The organism is Salinispora tropica CNB-440 (assembly GCF_000016425.1).
Lineage (GTDB): Bacteria > Actinomycetota > Actinomycetes > Mycobacteriales > Micromonosporaceae > Micromonospora > Micromonospora tropica.
Map to the genome: position 1 here is coordinate 3,210,471 of NC_009380.1, position 26,207 is coordinate 3,236,677.

Below are 26,207 nucleotides of genomic sequence, written 5' to 3' on the forward strand. Positions count from 1 at the left end.
GATGGTGCCGGGTCAGGACGCGTGCAGCCGGTCGAGCAGGTCCGCTCGGATGGCGGGCCGGCTGCCGAAGACCAGCAGGAACAGCGCCTCCCGCATGAGCCGCTCGGCGGGCTGGTTCCACAGCACGGCCGTGCTACCCGTGGTGGTGGCGCAGAGTCCGGCAGCCCGCAGCGCGAGCGCCGACGCCGCAGCCCGGGCCGAGGGCAGTTGCTCGGGCCCGGCGTTGTCGAGGGTCGCCCGACACGCATCGACGGCCGCGTCAAGCGGGCTGGTACCTATCAGCCGGGCGCAGCGGGTCGCCACGCCCAGCGGAAGCGATCCGTTGAAGCGCAGCGTCGCCGCGTCGTTCTGTAGGTAGACCTCGTGCGGCACGGTACCGGTGACCCGCTCTTCGGGGACGAAGTGCCCGGTGAAGGTGACCTGCACCGTCCGGCTCGCGGCCACCGCCACCATGTCGATCGGGGTAGCCGTCAGGGTGTCGCTTTCGACGGCGTCGATCAGGGTCCAGACCAGCGTGTCCGACGCGTCCCGGGCAGCGGTTAGCAGGACGTCGACCAGGCCCCAGCCGGTCACCCAGGGAGCGACGCCGTGCAGCACGTACCCCCCGTCGACCGGCTCGGCGCGGACCGCTGCCGGGCCGGGCCGGGTAGCGGCGATGGCCAGGCCGGCCCGGCGCACGCCCCGGCACAGCGGCTCCAGCCACTCCTGCGTGATACCGGGCCGTTGGCTTCGGTTCGCCGCCATCACCGCGCTGTGGTGCTGGGCCCAGACGAAGGCGGTGGTGAGGCAGCCACTGGCGACGAGTTCGAGGGCCCGGGCGGCAGTGGTGGTGTCCTCAGCGGACATGTCGCTGAAGGCGGGCGGTCCGGCAAGCCCATAGAAGCCCTCCTCGGCGAGCAGGTCGAGGTGGGCGGTCGGGACCGTGTCGGAGGCGTCGACCGTCTCCGCCGCCGGAAACAGCACCTCCTCGGCGATACGATCCGCTCGATCCAGCACCTTGGCAGAGTTGCTCATGGTCGGTACACCGTCCGTTCTGTCGTGGAGGTCGGTGTGGGGTTTGACTGACACCCTAACGAACAGCTCACCGACAACCTAGATACGCCATCACTGAACGGTGTTGTGTTTGTTGTGTTGCCGTTAGGCTGTGGGTAGACAGACGACGGCAGCGAGGAGCCCGAACGGTGAGCGAGGACCCGGCGGCGAGAGCACAGGCGGTCGGCACGTTCTACGACCTGATGGGCACCTTCCTGGAGGCCGTCTACGGCGACAACCTGCACTACGGGTTCTGGCCCGACGAGCACGACGAGACCCCGATGCCGCAGGCGCAGGAACGGCTCAACGACGAACTCGCCCGCCGGCTGGCGGTGCACGCCGGTCACCGCGTTCTCGACATCGGCTGCGGCACCGGCGGCCCGGCACGCCGGATCGCCCAGGTTACCGGCGCCACCGTCACCGGGGTCACGGTGAGCGGGGCTCAAGTCACGCGCGCGACGGAGCTGGCAGCCAAGGAGGGGATTCACGAGCGGACACGGTTCGCCCGGGCGGACGCCACCGCCCTGCCCTTCCCCGACGCCTACTTCGACGCGGCGCTGGCGCTGGAGGTGCTGGTGCACGTGCCCGACAAGGCCGCCGCCCTCGCCGCTGCCCATCGGGTCGTCAGACCGGGAGGCCGGCTGGTGCTGGCCGAGCTGACCCTCACCCGGCCGATGTCAGCCGAGCACGCACGCATCTGGTCGGCGATGCCGATGTCCACCCCACCGGCCACCGCCGAGTACCTCAACCAGGTGCGTGCCGCTGGTTTCACCCTCGAGGAGACGCTCGACGCCACCCCGTACATCCGCCGGTCGTTCCAGGTCACCCGGGATGCCGTGAAGCGCGAACGCGAGCGGCTGGCCGGAACGTACGGGCCGCGGGTCCTGCGCCAGGTCAGCAACGCGGTACTGGACCTGCAGGCGGTCGCCGAGGGATGCCTGGGCTATCTGGTACTCACCGCGCGCCGGCCCGGCTAGCCGTCCCGGCGACTCGTCGTGCGGGACGGGTCGCCGGCCTGCTCCGACTCGAGGAGGAAGCGTGTACCGACCCCGCGCCATTCATCGCGCCGTCGCCCGGCTGTCCGGGGCGCCGGCCGGGCGAACCTGGCCCCGGACCTTCGCCGACCGGCTCACCCACCCGGTTCCCGGGCCCGCCGCGGTGCTGCGGCTGATGCGTGAGCGGGGCAACCGGCCCGTCGGCGGGACCGCGCGGGTGCCGGTACGCGACGACGCCGACGTACCGGCGGTGGCGTCGACGGAGACCGCGGTTACCTGGATCGGCCACGCCACCTGCCTGGTGCAGTTCGGCGGCCGGACGGTACTCACCGACCCGGTGTGGTCGGACCGGATCCCCGGCACTCCCCGCCGGTTCACCCCGCCCGGGCTACCGTGGGCCGCCCTGCCGCGCATCGACGCGGTAGTGATCAGCCACAACCACTTCGACCATCTGGACGAGCCGACCATCCGCCGACTGCCTCGGGACACACCGGTACTCGTGCCGGCCGGGCTCGGCTGGTGGTTCCAGGCCCGGCGGTTCCGTGCCGTGACCGAGCTGGACTGGTGGGAGTCGGCGACCGTGGGCGGCCTACGTTTCGACTTCACCCCGGCGCACCACTGGAGCCGACGGGGAATCTTCGACACCTGTCAGAGTCTGTGGGGCGGCTGGCTGATGACCGCGTCCGGCGAGGCCACCCGCCGGGTGTTCTTCGCCGGGGACTCCGCCTACGGGTCGGCGTTCGCCGAGATCGGGACACGGTTCCCGGGCATCGACATCGCGCTGCTGCCGGTCGGTGCGTTTCGTCCCCGATGGTTCATGAAACCCTTACACATGGACCCGGCCGAAGCGGTGCGGGCCTGCGGCGACCTGGGCGCAGAGTGGATGGTGACCATCCACTGGGGCACCTTCGCGCTGTCCGCCGAGCCGGTGTTGGCCCCGGTCGAGCGGGCCCGCGAGGCCTGGGCCGAGGCAGGCCGCCCCACCGCCACGTTGTGGGACCTCGCGATCGGCGAGAGTCGGGTACTGGCCGCCGCAGCCACACCGCAGTGACCCACCCACGCCCAGTTGGTGGCCCTACCTGTCAGCGACCGGTGTCCGCCGCCCGGGCCTTGCGCGCCGCCCGGCCCGCGAAGAACGCGCGCGGCGCCAGCGCCGCCTGGTGCGGCAGCATCAGCGGCAGCCGGTCACCGGTCTCCTGACGCCAGACGAACAGGTGCGCACCCGTGTCGCCGATCGCCCCCTTGGCGAACGTCGGCTGGTTGACCGTGACGAAGGCCAGCTCGGTGTACTCGGTCTCGCGACGCAGCACCAGGTCGCGCAGGATCTTACCGCCGGTGTGGCTCGGGGCGAGCCCGTTGCCGGTGTATCCGTGCCCGTAGACCACACCGTCGGCCAGGCGGCCGAACTGGGGGATGAAGGTACGGCTCCAACCGATCGGCCCGCCGAAGGCGTGGCTGAACCGAACGTCATCCCAGGCCGGAAAGAACCGGGCGAAGGACTCCCGCAGGTCACGGAAGGCGGCAGCATTGCGAATGTGTCCCCGCCCGGTGTCCCGGCCGTCGAAGTAGTACCACCGCCCACCGGACCAGACCACGCGGTTGTCGGAGGTCAGCCGGGCCGCGTGGGCGAAGGACAGCGAGTTGCTGACGCCCTCCCGACCCGGCCAGTTCACCCGATCCAGCTGAGCATCGGTCAGCGGCTCGGTCACCATCAGGTAGTTCCACACCGGCATCACCTTGGTGTGCGTCTGGCCGAAGCTGTGCTGCCAGGCATTGGTGGCCAGCACCACCTCGTTCGCGGTGACCGTTCCGGTCGGGGTGCTGACCCGGTATCCGTTGCCCACCCGGCGTACGTCGACGGCCGGGGTGTGCTCGTGGATATCGACGCCCTGGCCCCGCACCACCCGCGCCAGTCCCTGCACCAGACGGTGCGGGTTGACCAGGGCACCGGTGGTGCGCAGCGCGCCGAGCACCTGTGGGGAGCCGATCCGCTCCTGCGCCTCGTCACGGCCCATCAGCTTGAACGAGCCGCGCAGGCCCGTGCGTTCGCTGCGCTTGACCTGGAGTTCGAGCCGGGCCAACTGCTTGCGGTCGGTCACCACCTGGAGCATGCCGTTCATCGCGAAGTCGGCGTCGATGTCGTACCGCCGGCAGAACCGGCCGATGTCGATAATCGAACGGGCACCGGTGCGGTAGACCCCGGCGGCCTTTTCGCGGCCGTAGTACCACAGCAGCCGCCGCAGCACCTTGCCGGCGGTGAGCCCGACGAAGCCGCCGTTGGCGGTGGACGCGCCGCTGCCCACCGTGTGGCTCTCCAGCACCCGGATACGTGCTGAGGGTTCGGCCTCGGCGAGGAAGTGCGCAGCCCAGAGGCCGGTGTAGCCTCCGCCGACGATGCAGATGTCACAGCTCGCGTCGCCGTCGAGAGGCTCACCCACCTCGACCGGCTCGGTGTCGTGCCAGTAGACGCTGTTCTGGATCTCTTCCACGTCAGTCTCCAGGTCGTCGGGGCCGGCGTCCGCACGGCACGGCGGTCGGTGGACCGCGCCACGGTCGGCGGCGGCGGACCGCATCCATCACCAGTACGGTATGTCGTGTCTATCGAAACCCTACAGTCAACACTATCCGCGAACCGGTTTCGCCCGACCGGCGGCGGCCCGCTCGGCCCGACGCCGCTGACGCAGACGGTCCATGAAGTAGTCCGCGTTCAGCCAGTAGAACTCCAGCCAGATGTTGTCCGGATCGCGCAGCCAGATGCCGTAGCCGGCCTCCAGGAACAGCTCGCGGACACCCGAGTGGGCGGCTCCGACGGCATCGAGGTGCTCCGCCCAACGGTCGAGATCGACGCGCTCGGGCACGTGGTAGCCGAGATGATGCAGGCCAACCCGTCGCTCGTCGAAGGGATCCGGATCAACCTCGGCGGCCTGTCCGAGGACGATGGCGGCCAGCGACTGCCGGTGCACCAGCGTCCGGAAGGTGAACCCGGACTCGGCTGGCGTGGCGTCGCGAACGACGGTGAAGTCCATGACCCGGCAGTACCACTCGGTGCTGCGGTCCAGGTCGCGCACGGTCAGGTTGACGTGGGTGCTGCCGTTGAGTTTGGGCACAGGACGCATCATAGGCGCTTGAGTCGTATCTTGGGTGTAGCGTGTTGTCATTAGGAACGGTAGCGTGTCCTCACCTGGCAGCGTGGCCGCCGGTACCGGCCGGAACGGATGTGAGGAACCGGGCATGCATCTGAACGTGTTCACCCAGTGCTCTCCGGCACCCCAGTTCAAGGGCATGTGGAGGGTCCCGGGCGACCGGACGGCGACCGGATACCGTTCGCTGGAGTACTGGACAGCGCGGGCCCGGCAGCTGGAAGCGGCCTGCGTCGACGCGCTCTTCTTCGCGGACATCCACGGCGTCTACGACGTGTACCGAGGGTCCTGGGCCCCGGCGGTACGGCACGCGGTGCAGATTCCCTCGATCGACCCGGCTCTGCTCCTGCCCGCGCTCGCAGCCACCACGCGGCACCTCGGCTTCGCAGTTACCTACTCCACCACCTACCACCCCCCGTTCGAGTGCGCCCGGCTCTTTTCCTCGCTGGACCACCTGACCGGCGGCCGGGTCGGTTGGAACATCGTCACCTCCTACCTGCGCTCGGCCACCGCCAACGGCCTCGGCGACTACCTGGACCACGACGAGCGCTACGACCGCGCCGACGAGTACGTGCGGGTGACCCGGGCCCTCTGGGAGGAAAGCTGGGATGCCGATGCGGTGGTGCGGGACGCCGGGCGCGACACCTTCACCGACCCGACCCGGGTCCACGAGATCGACCATCACGGCCGGTGGTTCTCGGTACGTGGTCCGCACCAGTGCGAACCGTCACCCCAACGCACCCCGGTGCTCTACCAGGCCGGCTCGTCGCCGCGAGGGATCGAGTTCGCCGCCCGGCACGCCGAGGTGGTCTTCCTGACCCTGGCCGATCCCACCACGGGCGCCGAGCCGGTGGCCGACCTGCGCGCCACCGCCGCCCGGCACGGCCGGGACCCACGCGCGGTGAAGGCGTTGCAGGGAACCATGGTGATGGTCGGCCGGGATCGCGCGGAGGCGAAGGCTCGGGCCGAGGCGTACAACACGCTCTGGAGCAGCGAGGGGCAGCTGGCCAAGTGGTGCGGCTGGATGGACATCGACCTCTCCGCCTTCCCCGACGACACCCCGGTCGACGAGATCCGCAGCCAGGCCAGCCATTCTTTCCTCGGCTTCCTTCGCAGGCTGACCCCGGACCGCACCTGGACGGTGGGCGACGTGAAGTACCTCGTCTCCCGACCCCGTCGGCCCCGGGTCGATGCCCCGGTGACCCTGTTCGGCACTCCTGAGCAGGTCGCCGACCGGATGGAACAGTGGCTCGAGGTCGCCGACGTGGACGGGTTCAACCTCATCCCGTGCCCCCCGTCGGGCGGGGTGGACGACATCTGCGACCTGCTGATCCCCGAGCTGCAACGACGGGGCCTGTTCCGCACCGCCTACGACCCGCTGGAGAGCACCCTGCGGGAACGGTACTTCGGCCCCGGTAACCGCACCTACTCCGACCCGGCCCGTGCCGGGGCCATCCGGGAAGGCTGAGCAGATGGACCTGCGTGACACCGAAGAGCAGGCCGCCTTCCGCACCGAGCTACGGGCCTGGCTCGCCGTCCAGGTGCCCCGATTCGCCGTGGACGGCTCCGAAGCGCCGCAGGGCTGGACGAAGGCGCTGCACACCGCCGGCTACACCGGACTGACCTGGCCCACGCGTTACGGCGGACGCGGCCTGTCCCCCACCTACCAGGGCATCTACGCCGAGGAGAGTGCCCTCGCCGAGGCGCCGGACCACAGCAACGTCATCGGCCTCGGGATGGTCGGACCGACCATCGTCGAGCACGGCACGCCGCAGCAGCAGATCCGTTTCCTGGAACCCATCCTCTCCGGCGAGATGGTCTTCTGCCAAGGATTCTCCGAGCCCGACGCCGGCTCCGACCTCGCCGCCGTTCGCACCCGGGCGGTGGCCACCGCCGGCGGCTGGCAGGTCACCGGCGAGAAGGTCTGGTCGTCGTACGCCCACCAGGCCGACTGGTGTCTGCTGCTGGCCCGTACCCAACCGGGCTCCGAACGGCACCAGGGGCTGACCTGCCTGCTGGTCGACATGCGCTCGCCCGGCGTCCAGGTACTACCGCTGCGGCAGAACACCGGCGACAGCGACTTCAACCAGATCGTACTCACCGACGCGTTCGTGCCGGCCGACTGCGTCCTCGGCCCGGTCGGCGGGGGCTGGCGAATCGCGATGACCACACTCGCACACGAACGGGGCACGTTCGGCATCACGCTGACCGCCCGACTCAGCGTCGAGTTCGGCCGGCTGGTGCGGACCGTACGCGAACTCGGGCTCACCGACGATCCGGCGGTCCGTGCCGAGATCGCCGACCTGCACGTGCACCTTCAGGGACTGCGCTGGACCGGCTACCGGGCGATGAGCATGCTGAACCGCACCGGGAGGCCCGGGCCGGAGAGTTCGATTCTCAAACTGCACTGGTCGGTGACCAACCAGCGGCTGGCGGCGTTCGCGCTGCGGCTGCTGGGCCCGGCCGGCATCCTGGACAGCCCGGACAGCCCCGCCGCCGGCCACTGGCAGCACCTGCGGCTGCGCAGTCGGGCCAACTCCATCGAGGGCGGCACGTCGGAAATCCTGCGCGGCATCATCGCCGAGCGTGTCCTCGGCCTTCCCCGAACCCGGTGACCCTGCGGCGGAAAGGACTCTCGGATGGACTTCGCCCTCACCGACGAGCAGCGTGACCTGCAGATTGCTGCCGCGCGCTACCTCGCGGACCGGTACCCACCGGACCGGATCGCGGCGCTCGCCGACGCCGCCGTCGGGGATCCCGACGCCTGGCCGGAGCTGCGCCGGCAGGGCTGGTGCGACCCCGAGTTGGGCATGGTGGAGAAGGGGCTGTTGGCCCAGGAAAACGGCTACGCCCTGCACCCGACCGCGTGGTGGAGCACGGTGGGGCTGGCCCAACCCGTGTACCGCGCGGCCGGCGCCGCCATGCCACCCGGACCGCTCACTCTGGCCTGGCAGGACGAGGCCGGGACCGACGGCGGGTGCCGGGCGGCTCCCGCCCACGGCGGCGGTTGGCGACTGGCCGGCACCCGGTGTCTGGTCACCGACGTGGCCGAGGTGTCCGGTGTGCTGGTCGCCGCGGACACCCCCGACGGCCTCGCACTGTTCGCGGTAACGATGCCCGCCGAGGGCATGACCGTCACACCGCAGCCCACCCTCGACCGGCTGCGCCGCACCGCTCGGCTGCGATTCGCCGACACACCGGCCGAGCCGTTGGTGACCGCGGACACCGGGCGCCAGGTGCTGGCCGCCGCCCGCCGACACGGCGGCACCCTGCTGGCCTGCGAGGCGGTCGGGGTGGCCCGGCGGGCCCTGGACCTGGCCCGACGCCACGCCGAGCAGCGGGTGCAGTTCGGTCGCCCGATCGGTGCGTACCAGGCGGTGGCGCACCAACTCGCCGACAGCTACGTCGCGGTCGAGCTGGCCACCTCGTTGTCGCTGCGAGCTGCCTGGTTGGTCGGTGCCGCCGACCGCGGTGACGCCGACGAGGCGGAGGTGGGCCCGGCGTACGCCGAAGCCGTGGTCGCGGCCCGCGAGGCGGCGGTGCGGGCCTGCGAGGCCGCCCTCCAGGTCACCGGAGGGCTCGGCGCCACCTGGGAGTATCCGCTGCACTGGTGGTACCGCCGCGCGCTCTGGCTGGACTGCTTCGACCTTCCCACCGCCGCGCACCTCGCCACGCTCGCCAGTCAGGTGCTGGCCGCACCCGCCTGACCCACCGACAAGGAGCCGTGATGCTGACGAGACGACGCCCCAGGATCGACGTACCGGCCATCCTGCGGCTCATGGAGGTCGGCGACTACCTGCTGCCGTACACGATCCGGGCGGTCTGCCTGCTGAGGGTGGCCGACCACCTGACGCAGGGGCCGCGCCCGGTCGCCGAGCTGGCCCGGGACGTCGGGGCGGACGAGCCCGCGCTGACCAAGGCGCTGCGCTACCTGGCCACCCGCGACCTGTTCGCCGAGGTGGCTCCGGGGGAGTTCGGCTTGACCCCGATGGCCGACCTGCTGCGGGCTGACCACCCGTACTCCGCCCGGGACATCTTCCTCTCCCCCGTGGCGTGCACCCGGGCCATGGAGGGTCTCGACCACACGCTGCGCACCGGCGAGGGCGCGTTCGACGCCGTGCACGGCATCGGGATGTGGGAGCACTTCCGCGGCAACCCGACCGACGGCGCGGCCTTCGACAAGGTGATGAGTGGGGTCACCGGGATGGAACTACAGGCCATCCTGCGCGCCACGAACTGGTCGCGGTTCGGCACGGTCGTGGACGTCGGTGGTGGGAACGGCCGCTTCCTCGGCGACCTACTGGCCCGCTACCCGACGATGCGCGGGGTCCTGTTCGACCTGCCCACGGTGGTCGCGAACGCGCCCACGACGCTCGCCGGGGCCGGGGTGGCCGACCGCGTCCGGATCGTTCCCGGCAGCTTCCTCAGCGACGACATTCCGCCGGGCGGCGACGCGTACGTGCTCAAGCGGATCCTCTACAGCTGGCACGACGACGTCGCCACCGACGTACTCAGGCGCATCCGGGCCGCCATGGCCGACGACGGTCGGGTGTTCATCCTCGAAGCCGGCCGACCGTCCGAGGAGGAGACCAGCCCGTTGGCCCGCCGGATGGACATGCTGATGTTGACCCTGAGCGCCGGCGGCGCGCGCGGCCTCGACGAGCAGCGGGCCCTGCTGGCCGGTGCCGGTCTGGAGCTGGTCAGCGCCACGCCCACGGTGATGTTCCCGGTAATCGAGGCCCGTCCGGTATGACCCACCTACTGTCCTGGCTAGCAGAGCCGAGGTCCGATCGGGGCATCCGGTTCGCCCGCCCGGACGGCGGCTGGGACCGGTGGTCGTACGACGAGTTGGCCGGGCTGGCCCACGAGTACGCCGCCGGCCTCATCGCCCGCGGGGTTCGCCCGGGCGACGTGGTCACGGTGGTGCTGCCGAGCGGACCGGCGTTCGTCGGCGCCCTGTTCGGAACGCTGCTGGCCGGAGCGACGGCGGCACCGCTGGCACCGGCCGCTACCTTCGGCGACCCAAACCGGTACGCCGAACACATCACCTCCGCGCTGGCCGCGGCACGTCCCCGGCTGGTCGTGGTTGACGCCGCGGCCGGTACGGCGGTGACGCCGCTGGCCCGCCGGGCGGGGGTGCCCACAGTTGAGCCGGAGGATGTTCGCGCCGAGCCGCTGGGAGCGCACCGGCCCGCACCGGCCCGGTTGGCGCTGGTGCAGTTCACCTCTGGGACCACCGGCACCGTCCACGGTGTGCGGGTTCCGTATCCGGCGTTGGAGGACAACATCGGAGCGATCCGGCGCTGGTTGGAGATGACCCCGGAGGATGCCACCGCCTCCTGGCTTCCGGTGCACCACGACATGGGACTGGTCGGCTGTCTGCTGGCGCCGGTCGTCACGGGCGCCGACCTGTGGCTGCTGTCGCCGGCGGACTTCGTCCGGCAGCCCACCCGGTACCTGGCGTGCTTCGGCCGGCACGGCGCCCGGTTGTCCGCGATGCCGGGCTTCGGGCTGGCCCACGTGCTCCGCCGGGTACGCCCCGAGCAGCTGGCCGGGATGGACTTCCACCACTGGCGGGCGGTGATCGTCGGCGCCGAGCGGGTCCTGCCCGACGTACTGGACCGGTTCGCCGCGTTGCTCGCCCCGCAGGGTCTACGGCGGACCGCGCTCCTGCCGGCGTACGGCTTGGCCGAGGCGACGCTGGCGGTAACCGGGGTGCCGCTACGCACCGGCTGGCGCCAGTCGACAGGTCCGGAGGGGGTGCCGGTGGTCGGGTGTGGTGTGCCGTTGGCGGGTTCCCGGGTGACAATCGTCGACGACGACGGGCAGCGGACCGACGACGGTGTACCGGGTGAGATCGTGGTCGACGGAACAGGAGTCGCCGACGGCTACGTGGAGGCCGACGGAATCCGGGCGACGGCCTTCGCCGGCGGCACGCTTCGCACCGGCGACGCCGGCTTCGTTCGGGGCGGGGAACTATTCGTCCTGGGTCGGATGGGTGACAGCCTGAAGATCCGCGGTCGTGCTGTCTTCGCCGAGGACCTGGACGCCGTGCTCTGCGGGGCGCTCGCGGTGCCGCCCAGCCGGCTGGCCACCGTACTCGGGCTGCGAGCCGGTACGCCCACCGCGGTGGTGTATCTGGAACATCCGCGGCAGGAGTGGCTGCCCCGGATCCCCGCGCTGCTGCGCCCGCTGGTCGACGACGCGACGGTGGTCACGGTGCCGGTGCCCGCCGGTGGGGTGCCCCGAACCACCAGTGGCAAGCCGAAGCGCCGCCTGCTGTGGCACCGCCACAGCGCCGACGCACCGGTTCCACCGCGGCGGGAGTGGACGTCGGCCGGGGTCAGGCCCCGCCAGTAGGGCCGATCAGGGATGGCGGAGGCTGCGGCTGATGCCGGCCAGCACCTTGCCACGCTGCGGCACCAGATAGAAATGGTTGCCGTCGAAGACGGTGAGGTCGAAGGCGCTCTCGGTGTAGTCCGCCCAGGCCGCCACCTCGTTGACCGGAGCCTCGGGATCGGCGTCGCCGGCCAGGGCGGAGATCGGCGTCCGCAGTACTCCCTCGGAGGGACGGTAGCTCTCGATCAGCTGGTAGTCCGCCCGTAGCGTCGGCATCAGCGCCGACCGCAGCTGCGGGTTGTTCAGGGCCTCCCGATCGGTGCCGCCGAGCCGGCGCAGCTCCGCCCAGAGAACGTCGTCCGGGCCGAGGTGCTTGCTGCCCGGCCGGTGGTAGCACGGTGCGGGACGGCCGGAGACGAACAGGTGCGCCAGGGGCAACTCCAGCCGCCGCTCTAGCCGGTGGGCGACCTCGTAGGCCACCGCGGCGCCCATGCTGTGGCCGAACAGGGCAAGCGGCAGGTCACGGCGGGGGGCGAGCACCGCGGCGACCAGGTCGGCCAGGACGCCCATGGACACCACCGGAGGCTCGGCGATCCGGTCGAGCCGACCCGGGTACTGCACCGCGAGCAGCTCGATGTCGTCCGGAAGCTCCACCGGCCAGGCACGGTAGAACGGCGCGCTGCCGGTCGCGTGCGGGAAGCAGACCAACCGAATCCGCGCCGTTGGACGCGGCCGGTAGCAACGCAGCCACCGCCGGGCGGTCACGTCGACCGCGCCCATCAACTCACCGCCGCGTCGCCGGCGGCCGCGAGCGCCTTCAGGTCATCGACGCCGAGCATCCGGGGCGCGTCCGCCGTCAGCAAGTCAGGTGGGCCCAGGATCACCGTCAGCTCCTGCCAGAGCTGGCAGAGGGTGAGGTGGTACTGGCCCTGCCGCAGCGGGTCCTCACCGCACTCGACGGTGTCCCGTAGCACCCGCAGTGCCCGTCGTACGCCCTCCGGCCAGGTGGTGCCGAAGACAGTGTCGTAGTGCGGCACCTCGGTCGGGCCGAACACGGTCGCGCTGGGGGTGCTGGTGTCGCGCATCCCGGCGAAATGCGGGTCGGCGCCGATCCCCGCGACTTCCCGCGGGAAGTCGGGACGGGCCGTCCACACCGTCGGACCGTGGGTGCCGACCAGGGACAGATTGCCGGCTTCGGTGCCGATGGTGACCCGGTGCATGAGGTGCGCGTAGTTGTCCGGGTCGGCCGGATCCATCTGGTTCTGCACCCGGAGAGTGATCGGCACACCGGCCAGCACCCCGTCGAGGCTACGGAACGGCAGGTCCAGACCGGTCGCGCCGGTCACCGCCGCCGGTAGCGGGGGCAGATCGGTGAACCGCCAGGGCCGCACCCCACCGAGGGCCTGGCCAAGCAGGTCCAGCAGGGAGTACGCCAGCTGAAAGCCGCAGGCCGCGTCGATGTAGCGGGCCGGCTGTCGGCGTAGCAGTTCGCGGGCCGCGCCGAGGAACCGGCGTACCGGCGTGATGTGCCGGTAGAACGGGTTGAGTTGGTAGACCACCGCGTGCTTGCGGGCCTGCCGGAGGCAGCGGGCCAACTCGTCGTGGTGCAGCGGGTGCTCCTGGAGCACGTGGATGCCCCGGGCCATCAGCTCCATCGCCAGCTCGGAGCCCCGCCCGCCGAGCAGCCCTCCACGGATCACCACGCAGGCGATGTCGATGTCGTCCGGCAGCTGGTCGACGCCGGTGTACAGCGGCACCCCGTAGTGCTCGGCGCAGATCCGAGACCGGGTGCTGCCGCCGGCGAGGACACCAGCGAGCTGGAAACCCGGATCGGCCTGACGGAACGATTCCAGATAGACCTGACCAAACCGCGTGCCGCAGACGACCACACGGGTGGGGCGGTTCATATCGCGTCCTCCTCGTAGGCGGTGTCGGCGGCCTCAGCGACCACGGACGCCAGCGACACCGCGGGCGCCGTTGCCAACTCGGCGAAGGTGGCCGTCGGGTCGAGCGTCTCGGCGGCGTGGTGGGTTCCCGGAGGTACCGCGCCGGTGAGCACCGCCCGCGCCGTCAGCGCCGCCATCGTGCCGGTGAGTTCACTGGCACCGGTGCCGCACACCGCGGCGGTGCGACCGCCATCGGGACCGGCCAACGTGACCACCACGTTCTGGTAGGGACGGTGCCCAAACACGTCGAGTTCGGCGGCCCGGCAGAGCAGGTCGGCGGCTTCCCGGAGACCGGCGTTCCCCGGGCGTGGTGCGGTCCGCAGCGCAGCCAGCACCCGGTCCCCGGCGAAGACCGAGTACCAGTCGAGCCACCGCAGCCCCAGGGCGGAGGCCGCCCGGGCCGCCTCCGTACTGAGATACGGCTGACCGGTGACCCGTTCGGGGAAGAACGGCACGGTGATGTCACCGACCGGAGCCAGCGCGCCCGGCACCACCCGGTCGTCCCGCCACGCCGCTGACGGCCAGCCAAAGCTCCCGGTCGCCGCGACGTAGTCGAACGCCGCGGTGCGGGTGAACCGATCCCGACCGCCGATGTAGCCGGCCAGCCGGTCGCCCTGCGGCAGTCGCGCGGCGAGGAGCCGGGGCAGCAGCCCGGTCAGCCCGGGCATCATGCCCGCCGACACCACCGCAACCCGGGTTCCGTCACCGGTGGTGAGCACGTGCGCCACGGCGTCGTACAGCGTGTCGTCGCCAGCGGCATCGACGTAGTCCGCCCCGGCACCGACGGCGGCCCGGGCGACGGTGTCGGTCAGGTCAGTCGCAGGGCCGGCGCAGTTGAGCACCACCCGGGCGTCGGAGCAGAAGCGGGCCAGGGCGGCCGGATCACGGGCATCGACGGCCAGACTCTCGACCCCGGCGACCGCCACCGGCCGCCGGGCCCCGGCCCGTAGCGGGCCAACATCCCAGGACCGCAGCAGGTCCAGGGCGGCTCGGCCGACCGCGCCGGAAGCACCGAGGACGGCGACGGTGGTCACCGGGCCGCCCCCGAACCGGCGGCCGCGATGGCTGCCACGGCCTTCTCCCCCAGCACCGCCCGGTGGTCGCCGTCGACGTCGAGCTCCCGCACCTCGCCGAGGCACAGGTCAGACCAGAACTCCAGTTCGTCGGTGGAGTAGGGCACCTCACCGGTCGGCCGCAGCACGGTGATGTCACCGGCGTAGAGGTTGGGCTCGTAGCCGACGGTCGCGGCGAGCCGTGCGGCGAACCCCTCGCCGATCGCTGCGTCGCCGGTCTCCGCCCGATGCGCCTCGGCGGCGTCGGGCAGCGTCACCGGACGCCACGGGGAGATCAGTACCAGCTCCGCAACCTGCTCGCCGGCCTCGGTCAGCGCCCGGGCCACCTCCAGTGCGAGCGTCGCGCCGAGGCCGTGCCCGACCAACCGGACCGCGGCGCAGCCGGCCCCGGTGATCGACCGGGCCTGTTCGGCCGCGACCCGGGGCAGGTCGTCGAGGGGACCCGCGGTCAGCCCGAACACCGGGCCGGTGGCCGCGAGGTGCGGCACCAGTGCCGTGTACCCGTCGACGCTGCCGTCGCAGCTCGGCACCAGCACCCACGGGATACCCGGGTTGGTGTCGTCCAGCGTCGCCAACCCCCCGTCGGAGGTCGTCGCCCCGGTGCCCACCCCGTCGGTCGCGGTGGTAGCCGCCGACTCAGCCTCGATGTGTCCGGCGAGCGCAGCGACGGTTGGCTGTTCCAGTACCTGACGCAGCACCTGGTCGAAGAAGAGGTTGGCGGCCTGTGGGATCTCGTTCAGGACCCGACCGGTGATCTGCGCGGCGACCAGGGAGTCGCCCCCGAGTTCGAACAGGTTCTCGTCCCGGCCGACCCGCGGCACCCGCAGCGCCTCGGCCCACACCGCCGCCAGCCCCCGCTCCAGATCACTGCCGGGTGCGCTGGACGCTGTGGTCGGCATCGACTCCCGACGGGGCAGGCGCCGCCGCAGCGCGGCCCGGTCGACCTTGCCGTTGGGGTTGAGCGGGAACGTGTCGACGATCTGCACCACCGCCGGAACCATGTACTCCGGTACCCGCTCGGCCAGGTGCGTGGCGACGTCGTCGCGTGCGATCCGAACCCGATCGGTCTTGAACTGGGCCGCCAGCACACACATTCCCAGTTCGGCGATGAAGCCGTTCGGCTCGGGCAGACACAGCGGATGGCTGGCACCGGCCGCACCGAGCACGTCGAGCCACCTCTCCCGGCCCAGGAAAACCTGCTCGGTGCCCTGCCGCAGATCGGTGAAGTCCGCGGTGGCCTCGTCCACCCGGACCAACAACTCCAGCGAGGTCATGATCTGGTGGTGGTCCCGGGTCATCTCGCAGGCCACCAGCCACCCCTGCGGTGCGAGGACCGCACGCAGCCGCGCCAACGCCCGAACCACGTCGGCGCTGGCGTGCAACACGTCGCCGGCGACGACCACGTCGAAGGAGTTCGGGGCAAGCCCCTGCGCCACCAGATCCTGGTCGATGTCGAGCGGTTGCAGATGCAGGCCGGGGCGCTCACCGAAGCGGGTGCGCAACTCGTTGACGAAAAACGGGGACAGATCGGTGGCGAGATAGTCGACCGCGTTGCCGTCGAGCGCGGCGAGCACCGCGGCGGTGGTGCCGCCCGCCCCGGCACCGATCTCCAGTACCCGCAGGGCACCCGGCTCGACTCGCTGGTCGGCGACACGCCGAACCACCGAGGCGGCCGCCTCGTTGGCCCACCGGTTGAACAGGGTCCGCTCGTACAGACCCTGGGAAACGTCTACTTTGCCCTGCGGGAACAACAACGTCAGCGGGTCGTCCTCGCCCCGCAGCAACGCGGGCAGCTGGCCGGTGCTGGCGCGGAAGTACGCCAACAGCTCCGCATCCTCGGCGGTGGCGATCTTGTCAACGGCCCGCCACGCGGCGTCGGTGTCCGCCGCTGCCCCGGTCTCGGTCAGCCCATACCGGTCGTCGGTGTCGACGTCGAGCAGACCCGCGCCCGTGAGGGCGCGCAGCCACCGGCGGACCAGCCGGTGGTGGCGCGGCGCGACGCCGGCGGTGTGGAGGAGTTCGGCTCGGGTGTGCCGCCGGCCGGCGACGAACAGACCCGACGCGTGGAACGCGTCGATCATGGCGGGCAGGGCGACCGCGTCCAGCCGGTGCGCGTACGTCAGGTAACGCGCACGGTCAACGCCGTCGAGCGTACCGTCGGCGTCGGCGCACGCCTGCACACCGAGCTGCTGCGCGGCGGCGGCCTCGGAGGTAGCCCGGGCGGTGGTCACCGACCGGCTGGCCGGCTCGACGAACGCGGCGAGGCGCCGCTCCAGCGGGCTGTCCCCGTCCACCACCACCGCCGCACCGGCGACGCCAGGATGTGACCCGAGCGCGGTCTCGATCTCGGCCAACTCGATCCGGTAGCCACGGATCTTGACCTGGAGGTCCTCCCGACCGAGGAACTCGATGGTCCCGTCGGGCAGGTAGCGGCCCAGATCCCCGGTTCGGTACAGCGTCTCACCGGTCTCGGGGTGGGTAACGAACCGGTCGGCGGAGCGGGCCGGGTCGTTGAGGTAGCCCAACGCCAGCCCGACCCCGCCGATGTACAGCTCACCGGTGACCAACTCGGGTCGGGGGCGCAACGCGGAGTCCAACACGTGGAAGGTCTGGTTGGTCAACGGGCGGCCGTACGGGATGCTGCGCCACTCCGGCTCGACCTGCTCGATCGGGTACCAGATCGACCAGATCGACGCCTCCGTCGCCCCGCCGAGGCTGACCACCCGCAGGCCCGGCACCCGCTGCCGGATCTGGTCGGGCAGCGCGACCGGGATCCAGTCGCCGGAGAGCATCGCCAGTCGCAGACCGGGGACCGTGGCCGCCGGTGCGGCCTCCAGGTAGTCGTACAGCATCTGGAGCTGGGCAGGGACGGAGTTCCAGACGGTCACCGTGTGCGCCGCCACCAGCGCCGACCAGTGCGACGGGTCGCCGCGCCGCGAGGAGTCCGGCAGCACCACCGCGCCGCCGACCGACAACGGGCCGAAGATGTCGTACACCGACAGGTCGAAGCCGAGGTTGGACAGACCGAGCACCCGGTCGTCGGGGCCGACGTCGAAGCGGGCGTTGATATCGAGCACGGTGTTGAGTGCGCCACGATGGTTGATCATGACGCCCTTGGGTGTTCCGGTGGAACCGGAGGTGTGGATGACGTAGGCCAGTTCCTCCGGGTCGCCGGAGCCGTCCACCGGGCCGGGTTCACCCGCCGGCAGCGTGTCGACCGCGAGCAGCCGGATCCCGTCGGCCCAGCCGCTCGGCTCGACCCAGGACTGGGTCAGGGCGCAGCGGATCCCGGCGGCCTCGAGGATGGTCCGTCGTCGGGCGGCCGGCTGCGAGGTGTCCACCGGGACGTAGACACAGCCGGCCAGCAGCGCGCCGAGTACCGCGACGACCTGCTCCCAGCCCCGGTCGGTGACGATCCCGACGAGTTCCTGACGGCGGCATCCGGCAGCGGTCAACGCCTCGGCCACCCCGGTCGCCCGGCCGAGCAGCTCGGCGTAGCTCAGCGCACCGTCGACGGTCACGACCGCCGGCCGGTCGGGAGTACGCAACGCCTGTCGGACCACCCGGTCGTGCAGCATCCCAGCGGGCGGCGGCGCAGTGGTGCGGTTGACCTCGGCCCGACGGTCGAGCTGCGCGCGGGGCGGCTCAGGGTACCCGGTGCCCGTCCATGCCGCATCATCGATGGCGAGGCGGTGCAGCAGCCGCTCGTACGCGGCGAACATGTCCTCAACCAGTCCGGGCGGGAAGACCTCCTCCCGGACGTCCCAGTTGGACACCAGACCGCCGTCCCGTTCGATGTTCTGACAGTCGATCCAGACCTGCGGAGTCTGGCTGATCCCGTAGCCCAGCTCGCCCAAGGGGGCGCCGCCGGCGGCCGACCCGGCGTCGGAGATGCCGATGGCGCTGGTGAACACGACCGGGAACAGCGCCGCTTCCGGGCCCTGCCGACGAGCGATCTCGCGCAACAACTCGATGCCGCTGAAGCTGCGGTGGTCCAGGTCCTCCCACAGCTGTGCCTGTACGTCGCGGGCACGCTCGTGGAACGGCCGGGTCGGTTCGGCGTCGACCGCCAACAGATCTACCGACGTGAAGTCGCCGACCAGGGCGTTGACCTGGGGGTGTAGCGGCATCCGGTTGAGCAGGGTGATGTCAAGGGTGAAGCGGGACCGGCGACTCCACGCGGCGATCGTGTCGGCGTAGGCGGCCAGCACCGCCCCGGACGGGCTGATCCCGTGACGCCCGGCGCGCTGGCGCAGTAGCGCCCAGGCATCCGGCGGCATCCGGGTCTCCCAGCGACGGAACCGGCCGTCGCTGTCGGCGGGGCGGGCCACCGTGGGCAGTTCCGGTGCAGCAGGCAGGTCGTCGACCCGGGCCAGCCACCACCGCTTGTCCCGTTCGTGGCCCGGGCCACTTCGGGCTGCCCGTTCGGCCAACTGGTAGTCCCGGAAAGTGATCTCCAACGGCGGCAGCGGCTCGTTCGGGCGGTGGTACAGCCGGTGCAACTCATCGAGAATGACCTGGACGCTGATGAAGTCGGCGATCAGGAAGTCGATCGACACGTGCAGGACAGCCCGGTCGTCGGCCGTGGTGATCCGGGCGGCGAACAACGGCCACCGATCCGGGGTGTGTACGAGGTGGTCCATTTCGGCGCGGACGGCATGCAGCGCCGCCTCCACCACCGCCGGGGACCGACCCGTCAGGTCGATCACCGGCACCTCGAAGGTGGGTACCTCGGGCAGCACCCGCTGTGCGCCGTCGACCTCGACCACCGCGCGCAGCATGTCGTGCCGGTCGATCAGGGCGCGCCAGGCGGCGGTCATCCGCTCCGGGTCGAGCTCCGGATAGCTCAGTTCACCGTAGCCGTGGCAGGCCACCCGGCCGTAGGCGAAGGTCTCCCCCCGACCGAGCAGGTACGCGGCCTGGACGTCGGTGACCGGGAACGGATCGTGGCGATGCTCCGGGTCAGGCACCAGGGGGGCTGGGTCGGCAGCCGCGTCGAGGTACGCGAGGATCTCGTCCCGCCGCGCGCGCAGCGCGTCGCGGCGCTCCACGGTCATCACACCCTGGGGGGCCCGAAACCTCAGCTTGCCGGCCTCGGACCACACCCGGATCCCCGCACTTTCCAGCTCCGCGAGCAGGTCACCGGCGGACGACTGACTCATAGGATGCCCTCCTCGAGGTCACCGGATTCCACCGCTGCGCGGTGGGCGTCGAAGACGTCGGCCAGTTGCGCCACCGTCGGCGCCAGGAACAGCTCCCGCAGGGACAGCTCCACACCGTGCCGCTGTCGCAGTAGCTCCACCAGCCGGGTGGCCAGCAGGCTGTCGCCGCCGAGGGCGAAGAAGCTCTGCTGCCGGCCGAGCTGGTCGCAGTCGAGCACCTCGACCCAAAGCTCGGCGATCAGCTTTTCGCGGTCACCACGCGGGGGTTCCTCCCACTCCTCGACCGCGTCGGGGCCGAGACGTGCGGTCAGCGCCCGCCGGTCCACCTTGCCGTTGGCCGTGAGCGGCAGGGTGGGTACCTCATGCACCTGTTCCGGGACCATGTAGGACGGAAGCCGCTGGGCCAGGAGCCCGGCCAGCGCGGTGGTGTCGACCGCGGTACCGGCGGAGGGGACGACCGTCAGCGCCAGACGGCGGTGTCTGCCCTCGCCGACAGTCAGGGCGACGGCGCGGGCCACAGCGGGGTGCGCCTCGGCCGCCGCCTCGATCTCGCCGAGCTCGATCCGATGGCCGCGGATCTTCACCTGGAAGTCGGAGCGGCCGAGGAACTCGAGGGTTCCGTCCGGCCAGTAACGGCCCAGGTCTCCAGTTCGATACCAGCGGCCATCGTCGGTGTTGACGAACTGCCGCGCGGTGGTCTCCGGGTCGCCCCGGTAGCCGTGGGCCACGCCGGCACCGCCGATCCACAGTTCGCCGGCCACCCAGTCGGGGCAGTCCCGACCGCGCGGGTCGACCACTCGGTAGCACTGGTTACGCAGCGGCCGGCCGTACGGCACCGAACGCCAGTGCGCGGGCACCTCGCCGACCTCGCAGGCGTTGGACCAGATCGCCGCCTCGGTGGCGCCACCGAGGGCCACGAACCGCGCCTCGGGCTGGTGCCGGCGCAGCCGGCCCGGCAGATCCAGCCCGACCCAGTCGCCGGAGAGCAACACCAGCCGCAGACCAGGAGGCAGCCCGTCGGCGTCCGCCGCGACCAGCAGCATGTCCAGCAGAGCCGGCACCGAGTTCCACAGGGTGACGCCGGCCTCGCGGGCCTGGGCAGCCCAGCTGCGGGCCTCCCGGCGGTCCTCGTCGGCCACCAGGACCACCGCCCCGCCAGCGGTGAGCAACCCGAAGATGTCGTAGACGGACAGGTCGAAGTCGAGCGAGGAGACGGCCAGGACTCGGTCTGCGGTGCCGACCTCGTACCGCCGGTTGATGTCGTCGACCGTGTTCAGTGCGGCCCGGTGGGTGATCTCGACGCCCTTCGGCTCACCGGTCGAACCCGAGGTGAAGATGGCGTATGCGAGTCGGTCGGGGTCCACTGCGACCGGCGCCGGCAGTGGCGAGGCCGGTGTGTCCGGCGCGAGCACCGGGTAGGTGGTACCAGGGTCGGCATCCGCGATCACCACCCGGGCATCGGCCCGGGTGTAGATCCGGTCCCGCCGGTCGGCCGGCTGGTCGGGGCCGACCGGCACGTACAACGCACCGGCAGCCAGTACGCCGAGTACCGCGGCGACCTGGTCGACACCGCGCGGCAGGGTAACCGCGACCGCGTCACCGGGGCGCACGCCGTGGTCCCGCAGCGCCCCGGCGAGGCGTAGCGCCCGACCGGCCAGGTCTCCGTAGCAGATCTCCGTTCCGTCGGCGGCGACCACCGCGACCGCCGTGGGGGCCTCGGCGGCACGGGTGAAGAAGCCGGTGTGCAACAGACCGTCGGGCATCGGCCCGGCCGTGTCGTTGGCCTCGGCGCGGGCCCGCCGCTGGGCCGCCGGCAACAACGGTGGTCCAGCAGTCTCCCAGTCCGCCGTGGACAGCCAGCGCAGCAGGTCCCGGTACGCGTCGAACATCGCGTCGAGCAGCCCCGCGGGGAACAGTTCCTCCACCGAGTCCCAGTTGTAGGTCAGGCCACCGTCGCGCTCCATCACCTGGTTGTCCAGCCACACCTGCGGGGTCTGGGAGATGCCCCAGACCAGCTCGCCGAAGGGGAACGACATGTCGTTCATTCCGCCGGTCACGCCGAGCGCGCTGGTGAACACCACCGGCATACTCACCGCGCCGCCTTCGCGGCGGGCCAGTTCCCGCAGCACCCACAGCGCGGAGACGGTGTCGTGGGCCATGCCCTCCCAGACCTGCTCCTGCATCCGCCGGACCACGTCAAGCCAACGCTCCCCCGCCCCGGCGCGGTATCCGACCAGTAGCAGCGAGGTGAAGTCGCCGAGGATGTGGCCGACGTCGGGGTGCACGTCCCGCCGATTGAACAGGGTGAAGTTGACCGTCAGCTCGGTGCGGCCGCTCCAGGCCGACAGCACCTCCGCGTACGCCGCCGCGAGAACGCTGGCGGGAGTCACCCCGTGGCGGCGGGCCTGCTCGGTCAGCCGCCGCCACTGCTGCGGGTCGAGGCGGTCCTCCCGGCGACGGAAACGCGGCGCGACCACAGTGTCCGGGTCCACGGCCAGCGGCAGCGGTGGGGCCGGCGGCAGATCGTCGAGACGGTCCAGCCAGTACCGTTGGTCGGCGGCCACAGCCTCCTCAGCGGGGGCGGCCAGAACGTAGTCGCGGAAGCCCACCCCGACCGGGCGCAGCTCGGCTGTCAGGTCACGGTAGAGCGTCGTCAACTCGTCGAAGAAGATCACGATGCTGAGCGCATCGAGCACGATGTAGTCGAAACTGAAGCCGAGACGGACTCGCCCGTCGCCGTACCGCACCCCACCGATTTTCAGCAGCGGCCAACGACCCGGATCGGGAACCCGGTGGGCCAACTCCGCCCGCAGGCCACTCAGCGCCTCGTCGCCACCGTCGCGGACGTCGATACGGAACCGGCCGACCTCCGGCAGTACCCGCTGGTCGCCGTCCTCGTCGAAGATCGCGCGGAGCATGTCGTGCCGCCGCACAAGGAGGTTGACGGCTCTCTCCAGCCGGTCGAGGTCGACATCTGCGCCGTCGAACTCCCAGTACCAGTGCGAGCCGACCCCGCCGAGGGCAAAGTCGCTGCTGCGTCCCAGCCAGTACGCCCGCTGTACGTCGGTCGGTGGGAACGGCTCATGTCGGTGCGCCGGGTCCGGGCGCACCGCCGCCGGAGCGGGGCGGTCGGGCTGACCTCGACGAAGGGTGGCCGCGAAGTCGCACAGCGCCGGTGTGGCGAACAGCTGCCGTAGGTTGGCGCCGACCAGACCTGCCGTGGCGAGCAGCGACATCGACCGGATGGCGACGAGGCTGTCCCCGCCGGCGGCGAAGAAGGTCTGCCGGCGTCCGACCGCGGGCACGCCGAGCAGCTCGGCCCAGATCCGGGCGACGTCGCGCTCGATGTCGCCGACCGGTTCCTCAAGCGTCTCCGGCTCAGCCCGAGCGGCCTCGATGCTCCGAGCAACCGCCCGCCGGTCGATCTTGGCGTTGACCGACAGCGGCAGTTGACCCGTCGGCACCACCTGTTCGGGCACCATGTACGCGGGCACCTGGCCGGCCAGGAAGTCCCGCAGGTCAGGCGGGTCGACATCGGCCGTGACGATGACGGCGGCGGCCAGCCGCCGTGGCGTGCCGAGGGCCACCACGACCGCCCGGCGCACGGCCGGGTGCCGCTCCAGCGCCGCCTCGATCTCACCGAGTTCGATCCGGTGCCCGCGAATCTTCACCTGGGCATCAGCGCGGCCGAGAAACTCCACCGTACCGTCGGGGTGGTACCGGGCCAGGTCGCCGGTCCGGTACCAGCGCACCCCGCCGAGTTCGACGAACGTGCGCGCCGTGCGCTCCGGGTCGCCCCGGTAGCCGTTGGCCACCGACCGTCCGCCGATCCACAGCTCGCCGGTGACCCAGTCGGGCCGGTCCCGGCCGGCCCGGTCGGCCACCCGCATGTGCTGGTTGGCGAGTGGCAGTCCGTACGGCACCGACCGCCAGGTCGATGGTATCGGTACCGGTACCACCTGGACGGTGGAGTGAATGGCGGTCTCCGTGGTGCCGCCGAGCGCCACCAGGGTGGCCGCCGGAGCCTGCGTGGTCAGCCGGCCCGCGAGGTCGAGACCGACCCAGTCACCGCCGAGCAGTGCCAGCCGCAACGGGAGGCGGGTCTGGTCCGCCGGGGCCGCGGCGGACAGCAGCATGTCGAGCAACGCGGGAACGGATTGCCAGACGGTGACCCCGTGCCGCAGTACCAGCTCCCGCCAGTGCTGCGCGTCGCGTCGGTTCTCCTCGCCGACACAGACCACCGCGCCGCCGACGGACAGCAGGGCGAAGATGTCGTAGACCGACAGGTCAAAGTCGAGCGAGGAGACGGCGAGCGCCCGGTCCGCGGCACCGACCTGGAATCGCTGATTGATGTCATCGATGGTGTTGACGGCCGCCCGGTGTGTCACCTGCACGCCCTTCGGCTCGCCGGTCGAGCCGGAGGTGAACAGCAGGTAGGCCAGGTCGTCCTCGCTGCCCGTCACGGGTGCGACCGGCGGGGTGGACCGGTCGTCGACGTCGACGACGCAGATGTCGGCCGGCAGTCCGGGCGGCGGCACAACCGCCACCACATGGCGCACTCCGGCAACCGCGTGGATCCGGTTGCGTCGGGCGGTGGGCTGGTCGACGCCGACCGGCACGTAAACCCCGCCGGCGCGCAGGACCGCCAGCACCGCCACGACCTGTCGTGGGCCCTTGTCGACGGTGACCGCCACCGAGTCGCCGCGGCGCACGCCGTGAGTGATGAGGGCGGCCGCGACCCGGTCGGACCATTCGGCGAGCTCGCCGTAGGTGAGCAGCCCGTCGGTGTCCCAGAGCAACGCGGCCCGGTCCGGCTCCGCAGCGGCTCGGGAGAAGACGTCCTCGTGCAGCCGCCGACGGCGTACCGCACGGGCGGTGTCGTTGACCGTGGCGCGTACCTCGCGGGTGTGCGCGGGCAGCAGTTCCGGGGGTTCTCCGGTCCAGTCCGCGTCGTCGCGCAGCCAGCCGAGCATCGTCAGGTACGCCTGGAACATGTGGCCGACCAGGCCGCGCGGGAAGAGGCCGTCCACCACGTCCCAGTTCAGATACAGGCCGTGTTCCCGTTCGGTGACCTGTACGTCGAGCCAGACCTGCGGGGTCTGCGACATTGTCCACCCGGGGGTGCCGAAGCTCTCCCGGACCTGGCCTTCGAAGAGTTCGCCGAGACTGAGCGCGCTGGTGAAGACGACCGGGGCGCCGACCGGTTCCTCGCCGCGCCGACGGGTCAGGTCGCGTAGCACGTCCACCCCGGTGTAGCCGGGGTGTGCCGCGTCGGCGCGCATCCGGTCCTGCACCGCTCGGGCGAAGTCCACGAACGAGTCACCCGCCGCGGTGTCCACCTCCAGCAACAGCAGGTTGGTGAAGTCACCGACCAGGTGCGCGACGTCCGGATGCACCGGCTGACGGTCGTAGAGCGGTAGGTTGAGCAGGAAGCGCTCGGTGGCGCTCCACCGGCCCAGCACGTGGCCGAACGCGGCCAGGAAGAGCACCGGCAGGGTCAGCCCGTACGAACGGGCTCGCCGGCTAAGCTGCTCGACCTGCGCCGGCTCTACCCAGTGGTGGTGTCGGACGACGCGCTGGCCGCTGACCTGCCGCGGGTCGACGGCCAGCGGCAGCTCGGGCGGTCCGGGCAGCTCGGGGAGCCGGGTGCCCCAGTATTCCCGGTCGCGTTCCCGTTCGGCGCGACGGCGTTGGTGCAGGGTCGCCAGGTATCCAGGGTAGGTGATTCCGATCGCGGGCAGGGCCGCTTCGGGGTCCCGGTAGAGCCGGGCCAGGTCGGACATCAGGATACGGAAGCTGTGTGCGTCGGCCACCAGCATCTCGATGTGCACATGGCAGCGGGTGGCGCCGCCGGGCAGCAGGGAGAGTTGGACGTCGAAGACCTCACCACGGGCGACGTCGAGCCGCCGGTGGGACATCTGGTCTCGTAGACCGAGCAGGTGCCGCTCGGCGGAATCGGCATCGTACCCACGTAGGTCGTGCACGGTGAGGCCGGTCCAGGGGCTCTCGCCGAGGATCTGTTGCTGTCCGTCATCGTCGAACCGGGCACGCAGCATGTCATGCCGGCGCACCAACGCGCGGACAGCGTCCCGCAATCGGGTCGGGTCCACGTCACGGCCGTCGAACTCGTTGTAGAAGTGCGCGCCGACGCCGCCGAGGGCCTGCCCGTCACCCCGGCCGACCCAGTACGCGTGCTGCATCGGCGCCAGGTCGAACGGAGCATCGCCGTCGACGACGGCGATGCTGTCCGCCTCCGATCCGCTGAGGTCGGGGGCACGCTCAGCGATCAGCTGCCACCAGTCGTCGAGCGTGCGGCCCTCGATCAGTTCCGCGAAACCCACCGACACACCACGCTGGTGCCACTGCCCGACCAGTCTCATCACACCGATCGAGTCGAGGCCGAGGTGGAGAAGGTCGGCACCGTCGGCGATGGTGTCGGGCGGTTCACCGAGGACCGCCGCGATGTCCTGACGCATGCTGTCACGGCTGAAGGGTCGGGTGTGTTCGGCCTCAACGCCCA

At 71.5% G+C, this 26,207-nt stretch carries 15 protein-coding genes; 7 read left to right on the plus strand and 8 right to left on the minus strand.

The window, feature by feature from the left end:
* Nucleotides 1-12: 12 nt before the first annotated feature.
* Nucleotides 13-1,014, minus strand: coding sequence for an acyl-CoA dehydrogenase family protein (locus STROP_RS14090; RefSeq protein ID WP_012014029.1), 1,002 nt, complete (start codon nucleotides 1,012-1,014; stop codon nucleotides 13-15).
* A 167-nt stretch (nucleotides 1,015-1,181) separates the two neighbouring features.
* Between STROP_RS14090 and STROP_RS14095 the strand changes: the two genes are divergently transcribed.
* Both STROP_RS14095 and STROP_RS14100 read left to right on the plus strand, forming a co-directional pair.
* Nucleotides 1,182-2,009 (plus strand): SAM-dependent methyltransferase, encoded by an 828-nt coding sequence (locus STROP_RS14095; protein WP_012014030.1) that lies wholly within the window; start codon nucleotides 1,182-1,184, stop codon nucleotides 2,007-2,009.
* 61 nt (nucleotides 2,010-2,070) lie between these two features.
* Complete coding sequence (locus STROP_RS14100) at nucleotides 2,071-3,078, plus strand: MBL fold metallo-hydrolase (RefSeq protein ID WP_012014031.1); 1,008 nt, start codon at nucleotides 2,071-2,073, stop codon at nucleotides 3,076-3,078.
* 31 nt (nucleotides 3,079-3,109) lie between these two features.
* Here the strand turns inward: STROP_RS14100 and STROP_RS14105 are convergent, their stop codons facing one another.
* Together STROP_RS14105 and STROP_RS14110 are read right to left on the minus strand one after the other, a co-directional pair.
* Nucleotides 3,110-4,600, minus strand: a complete 1,491-nt coding sequence (locus STROP_RS14105; protein WP_012014032.1) for an NAD(P)/FAD-dependent oxidoreductase — start codon at nucleotides 4,598-4,600, stop codon at nucleotides 3,110-3,112.
* A 48-nt stretch (nucleotides 4,601-4,648) separates the two neighbouring features.
* Complete coding sequence (locus STROP_RS14110; protein WP_230582395.1) at nucleotides 4,649-5,143, minus strand: VOC family protein; 495 nt, start codon at nucleotides 5,141-5,143, stop codon at nucleotides 4,649-4,651.
* A gap of 115 nt (nucleotides 5,144-5,258) precedes the next feature.
* Between STROP_RS14110 and STROP_RS14115 the strand changes: the two genes are divergently transcribed.
* Genes STROP_RS14115 through STROP_RS14135 form a run of 5 tightly spaced genes read left to right on the plus strand, consistent with a single transcriptional unit; the run spans nucleotide 5,259 to nucleotide 11,527 of the window.
* Nucleotides 5,259-6,635: an LLM class flavin-dependent oxidoreductase gene (locus STROP_RS14115; RefSeq protein ID WP_012014034.1), complete on the plus strand. Its 1,377-nt coding sequence runs from the start codon at nucleotides 5,259-5,261 to the stop codon at nucleotides 6,633-6,635.
* Between the two features lie 4 nt (nucleotides 6,636-6,639).
* Nucleotides 6,640-7,782: an acyl-CoA dehydrogenase family protein gene (locus STROP_RS14120; protein WP_012014035.1), complete on the plus strand. Its 1,143-nt coding sequence runs from the start codon at nucleotides 6,640-6,642 to the stop codon at nucleotides 7,780-7,782.
* Between the two features lie 24 nt (nucleotides 7,783-7,806).
* Nucleotides 7,807-8,874 (plus strand): acyl-CoA dehydrogenase family protein, encoded by a 1,068-nt coding sequence (locus STROP_RS14125; protein WP_012014036.1) that lies wholly within the window; start codon nucleotides 7,807-7,809, stop codon nucleotides 8,872-8,874.
* Nucleotides 8,875-8,894: 20 nt separating this feature from the next.
* Nucleotides 8,895-9,920: a methyltransferase gene (locus STROP_RS14130; RefSeq protein ID WP_012014037.1), complete on the plus strand. Its 1,026-nt coding sequence runs from the start codon at nucleotides 8,895-8,897 to the stop codon at nucleotides 9,918-9,920.
* Complete coding sequence (locus STROP_RS14135) at nucleotides 9,917-11,527, plus strand: AMP-binding protein (RefSeq protein WP_012014038.1); 1,611 nt, start codon at nucleotides 9,917-9,919, stop codon at nucleotides 11,525-11,527. Before STROP_RS14130 ends, STROP_RS14135 begins: the two co-directional genes overlap by 4 nt.
* A 6-nt stretch (nucleotides 11,528-11,533) precedes the next feature.
* Here STROP_RS14135 and STROP_RS14140 read toward each other — a convergent pair whose 3' ends face one another.
* Genes STROP_RS14140 through STROP_RS14160 form a run of 5 tightly spaced genes read right to left on the minus strand, consistent with a single transcriptional unit; the run spans nucleotide 11,534 to nucleotide 26,163 of the window.
* Entirely contained in the window at nucleotides 11,534-12,286 is a 753-nt protein-coding gene (locus tag STROP_RS14140) for a thioesterase II family protein (RefSeq protein ID WP_012014039.1), read from the minus strand.
* On the minus strand, nucleotides 12,286-13,413 hold the full coding sequence (locus STROP_RS14145) for a Gfo/Idh/MocA family oxidoreductase (protein WP_012014040.1): 1,128 nt from the start codon (nucleotides 13,411-13,413) through the stop codon (nucleotides 12,286-12,288). Before STROP_RS14145 ends, STROP_RS14140 begins: the two co-directional genes overlap by 1 nt.
* The gene (locus tag STROP_RS14150) at nucleotides 13,410-14,486 is read right to left on the minus strand and encodes a saccharopine dehydrogenase NADP-binding domain-containing protein (RefSeq protein ID WP_012014041.1); all 1,077 of its coding nucleotides are present in this window, start codon (nucleotides 14,484-14,486) and stop codon (nucleotides 13,410-13,412) included. Before STROP_RS14150 ends, STROP_RS14145 begins: the two co-directional genes overlap by 4 nt.
* The gene (locus STROP_RS14155; RefSeq protein ID WP_012014042.1) at nucleotides 14,483-19,687 is read right to left on the minus strand and encodes a non-ribosomal peptide synthetase; all 5,205 of its coding nucleotides are present in this window, start codon (nucleotides 19,685-19,687) and stop codon (nucleotides 14,483-14,485) included. Before STROP_RS14155 ends, STROP_RS14150 begins: the two co-directional genes overlap by 4 nt.
* Nucleotides 19,684-26,163 carry a non-ribosomal peptide synthetase gene (locus STROP_RS14160; protein WP_187151549.1) on the minus strand — a complete coding sequence of 2,160 codons (6,480 nt, stop codon included), beginning with the start codon at nucleotides 26,161-26,163 and terminating at the stop codon, nucleotides 19,684-19,686. The genes STROP_RS14155 and STROP_RS14160 overlap by 4 nt, the downstream gene beginning before the upstream one ends.
* Nucleotides 26,164-26,207 lie beyond the last annotated feature (44 nt).

Excerpts from the sequence above, each read along its gene's own strand:
- STROP_RS14090 (WP_012014029.1), bottom strand. The coding sequence starts at position 1,014 with ATGAGCAACTCTGCCAAGGTGCTGGATCGAGCGGATCGTATCGCCGAG.
- STROP_RS14105 (WP_012014032.1), bottom strand. The coding sequence starts at position 4,600 with ATGCGGTCCGCCGCCGCCGACCGTGGCGCGGTCCACCGACCGCCGTGC.
- STROP_RS14110 (WP_230582395.1), bottom strand. The coding sequence starts at position 5,143 with ATGCGTCCTGTGCCCAAACTCAACGGCAGCACCCACGTCAACCTGACC.
- STROP_RS14115 (WP_012014034.1), top strand. The coding sequence starts at position 5,259 with ATGCATCTGAACGTGTTCACCCAGTGCTCTCCGGCACCCCAGTTCAAG.
- STROP_RS14120 (WP_012014035.1), top strand. The coding sequence starts at position 6,640 with ATGGACCTGCGTGACACCGAAGAGCAGGCCGCCTTCCGCACCGAGCTA.
- STROP_RS14125 (WP_012014036.1), top strand. The coding sequence starts at position 7,807 with ATGGACTTCGCCCTCACCGACGAGCAGCGTGACCTGCAGATTGCTGCC.
- STROP_RS14130 (WP_012014037.1), top strand. The coding sequence starts at position 8,895 with ATGCTGACGAGACGACGCCCCAGGATCGACGTACCGGCCATCCTGCGG.
- STROP_RS14135 (WP_012014038.1), top strand. The coding sequence starts at position 9,917 with ATGACCCACCTACTGTCCTGGCTAGCAGAGCCGAGGTCCGATCGGGGC.
- STROP_RS14140 (WP_012014039.1), bottom strand. The coding sequence starts at position 12,286 with ATGGGCGCGGTCGACGTGACCGCCCGGCGGTGGCTGCGTTGCTACCGG.
- STROP_RS14145 (WP_012014040.1), bottom strand. The coding sequence starts at position 13,413 with ATGAACCGCCCCACCCGTGTGGTCGTCTGCGGCACGCGGTTTGGTCAG.
- STROP_RS14155 (WP_012014042.1), bottom strand. The coding sequence starts at position 19,687 with ATGAGTCAGTCGTCCGCCGGTGACCTGCTCGCGGAGCTGGAAAGTGCG.
- STROP_RS14160 (WP_187151549.1), bottom strand. The coding sequence starts at position 26,163 with ATGCGTCAGGACATCGCGGCGGTCCTCGGTGAACCGCCCGACACCATC.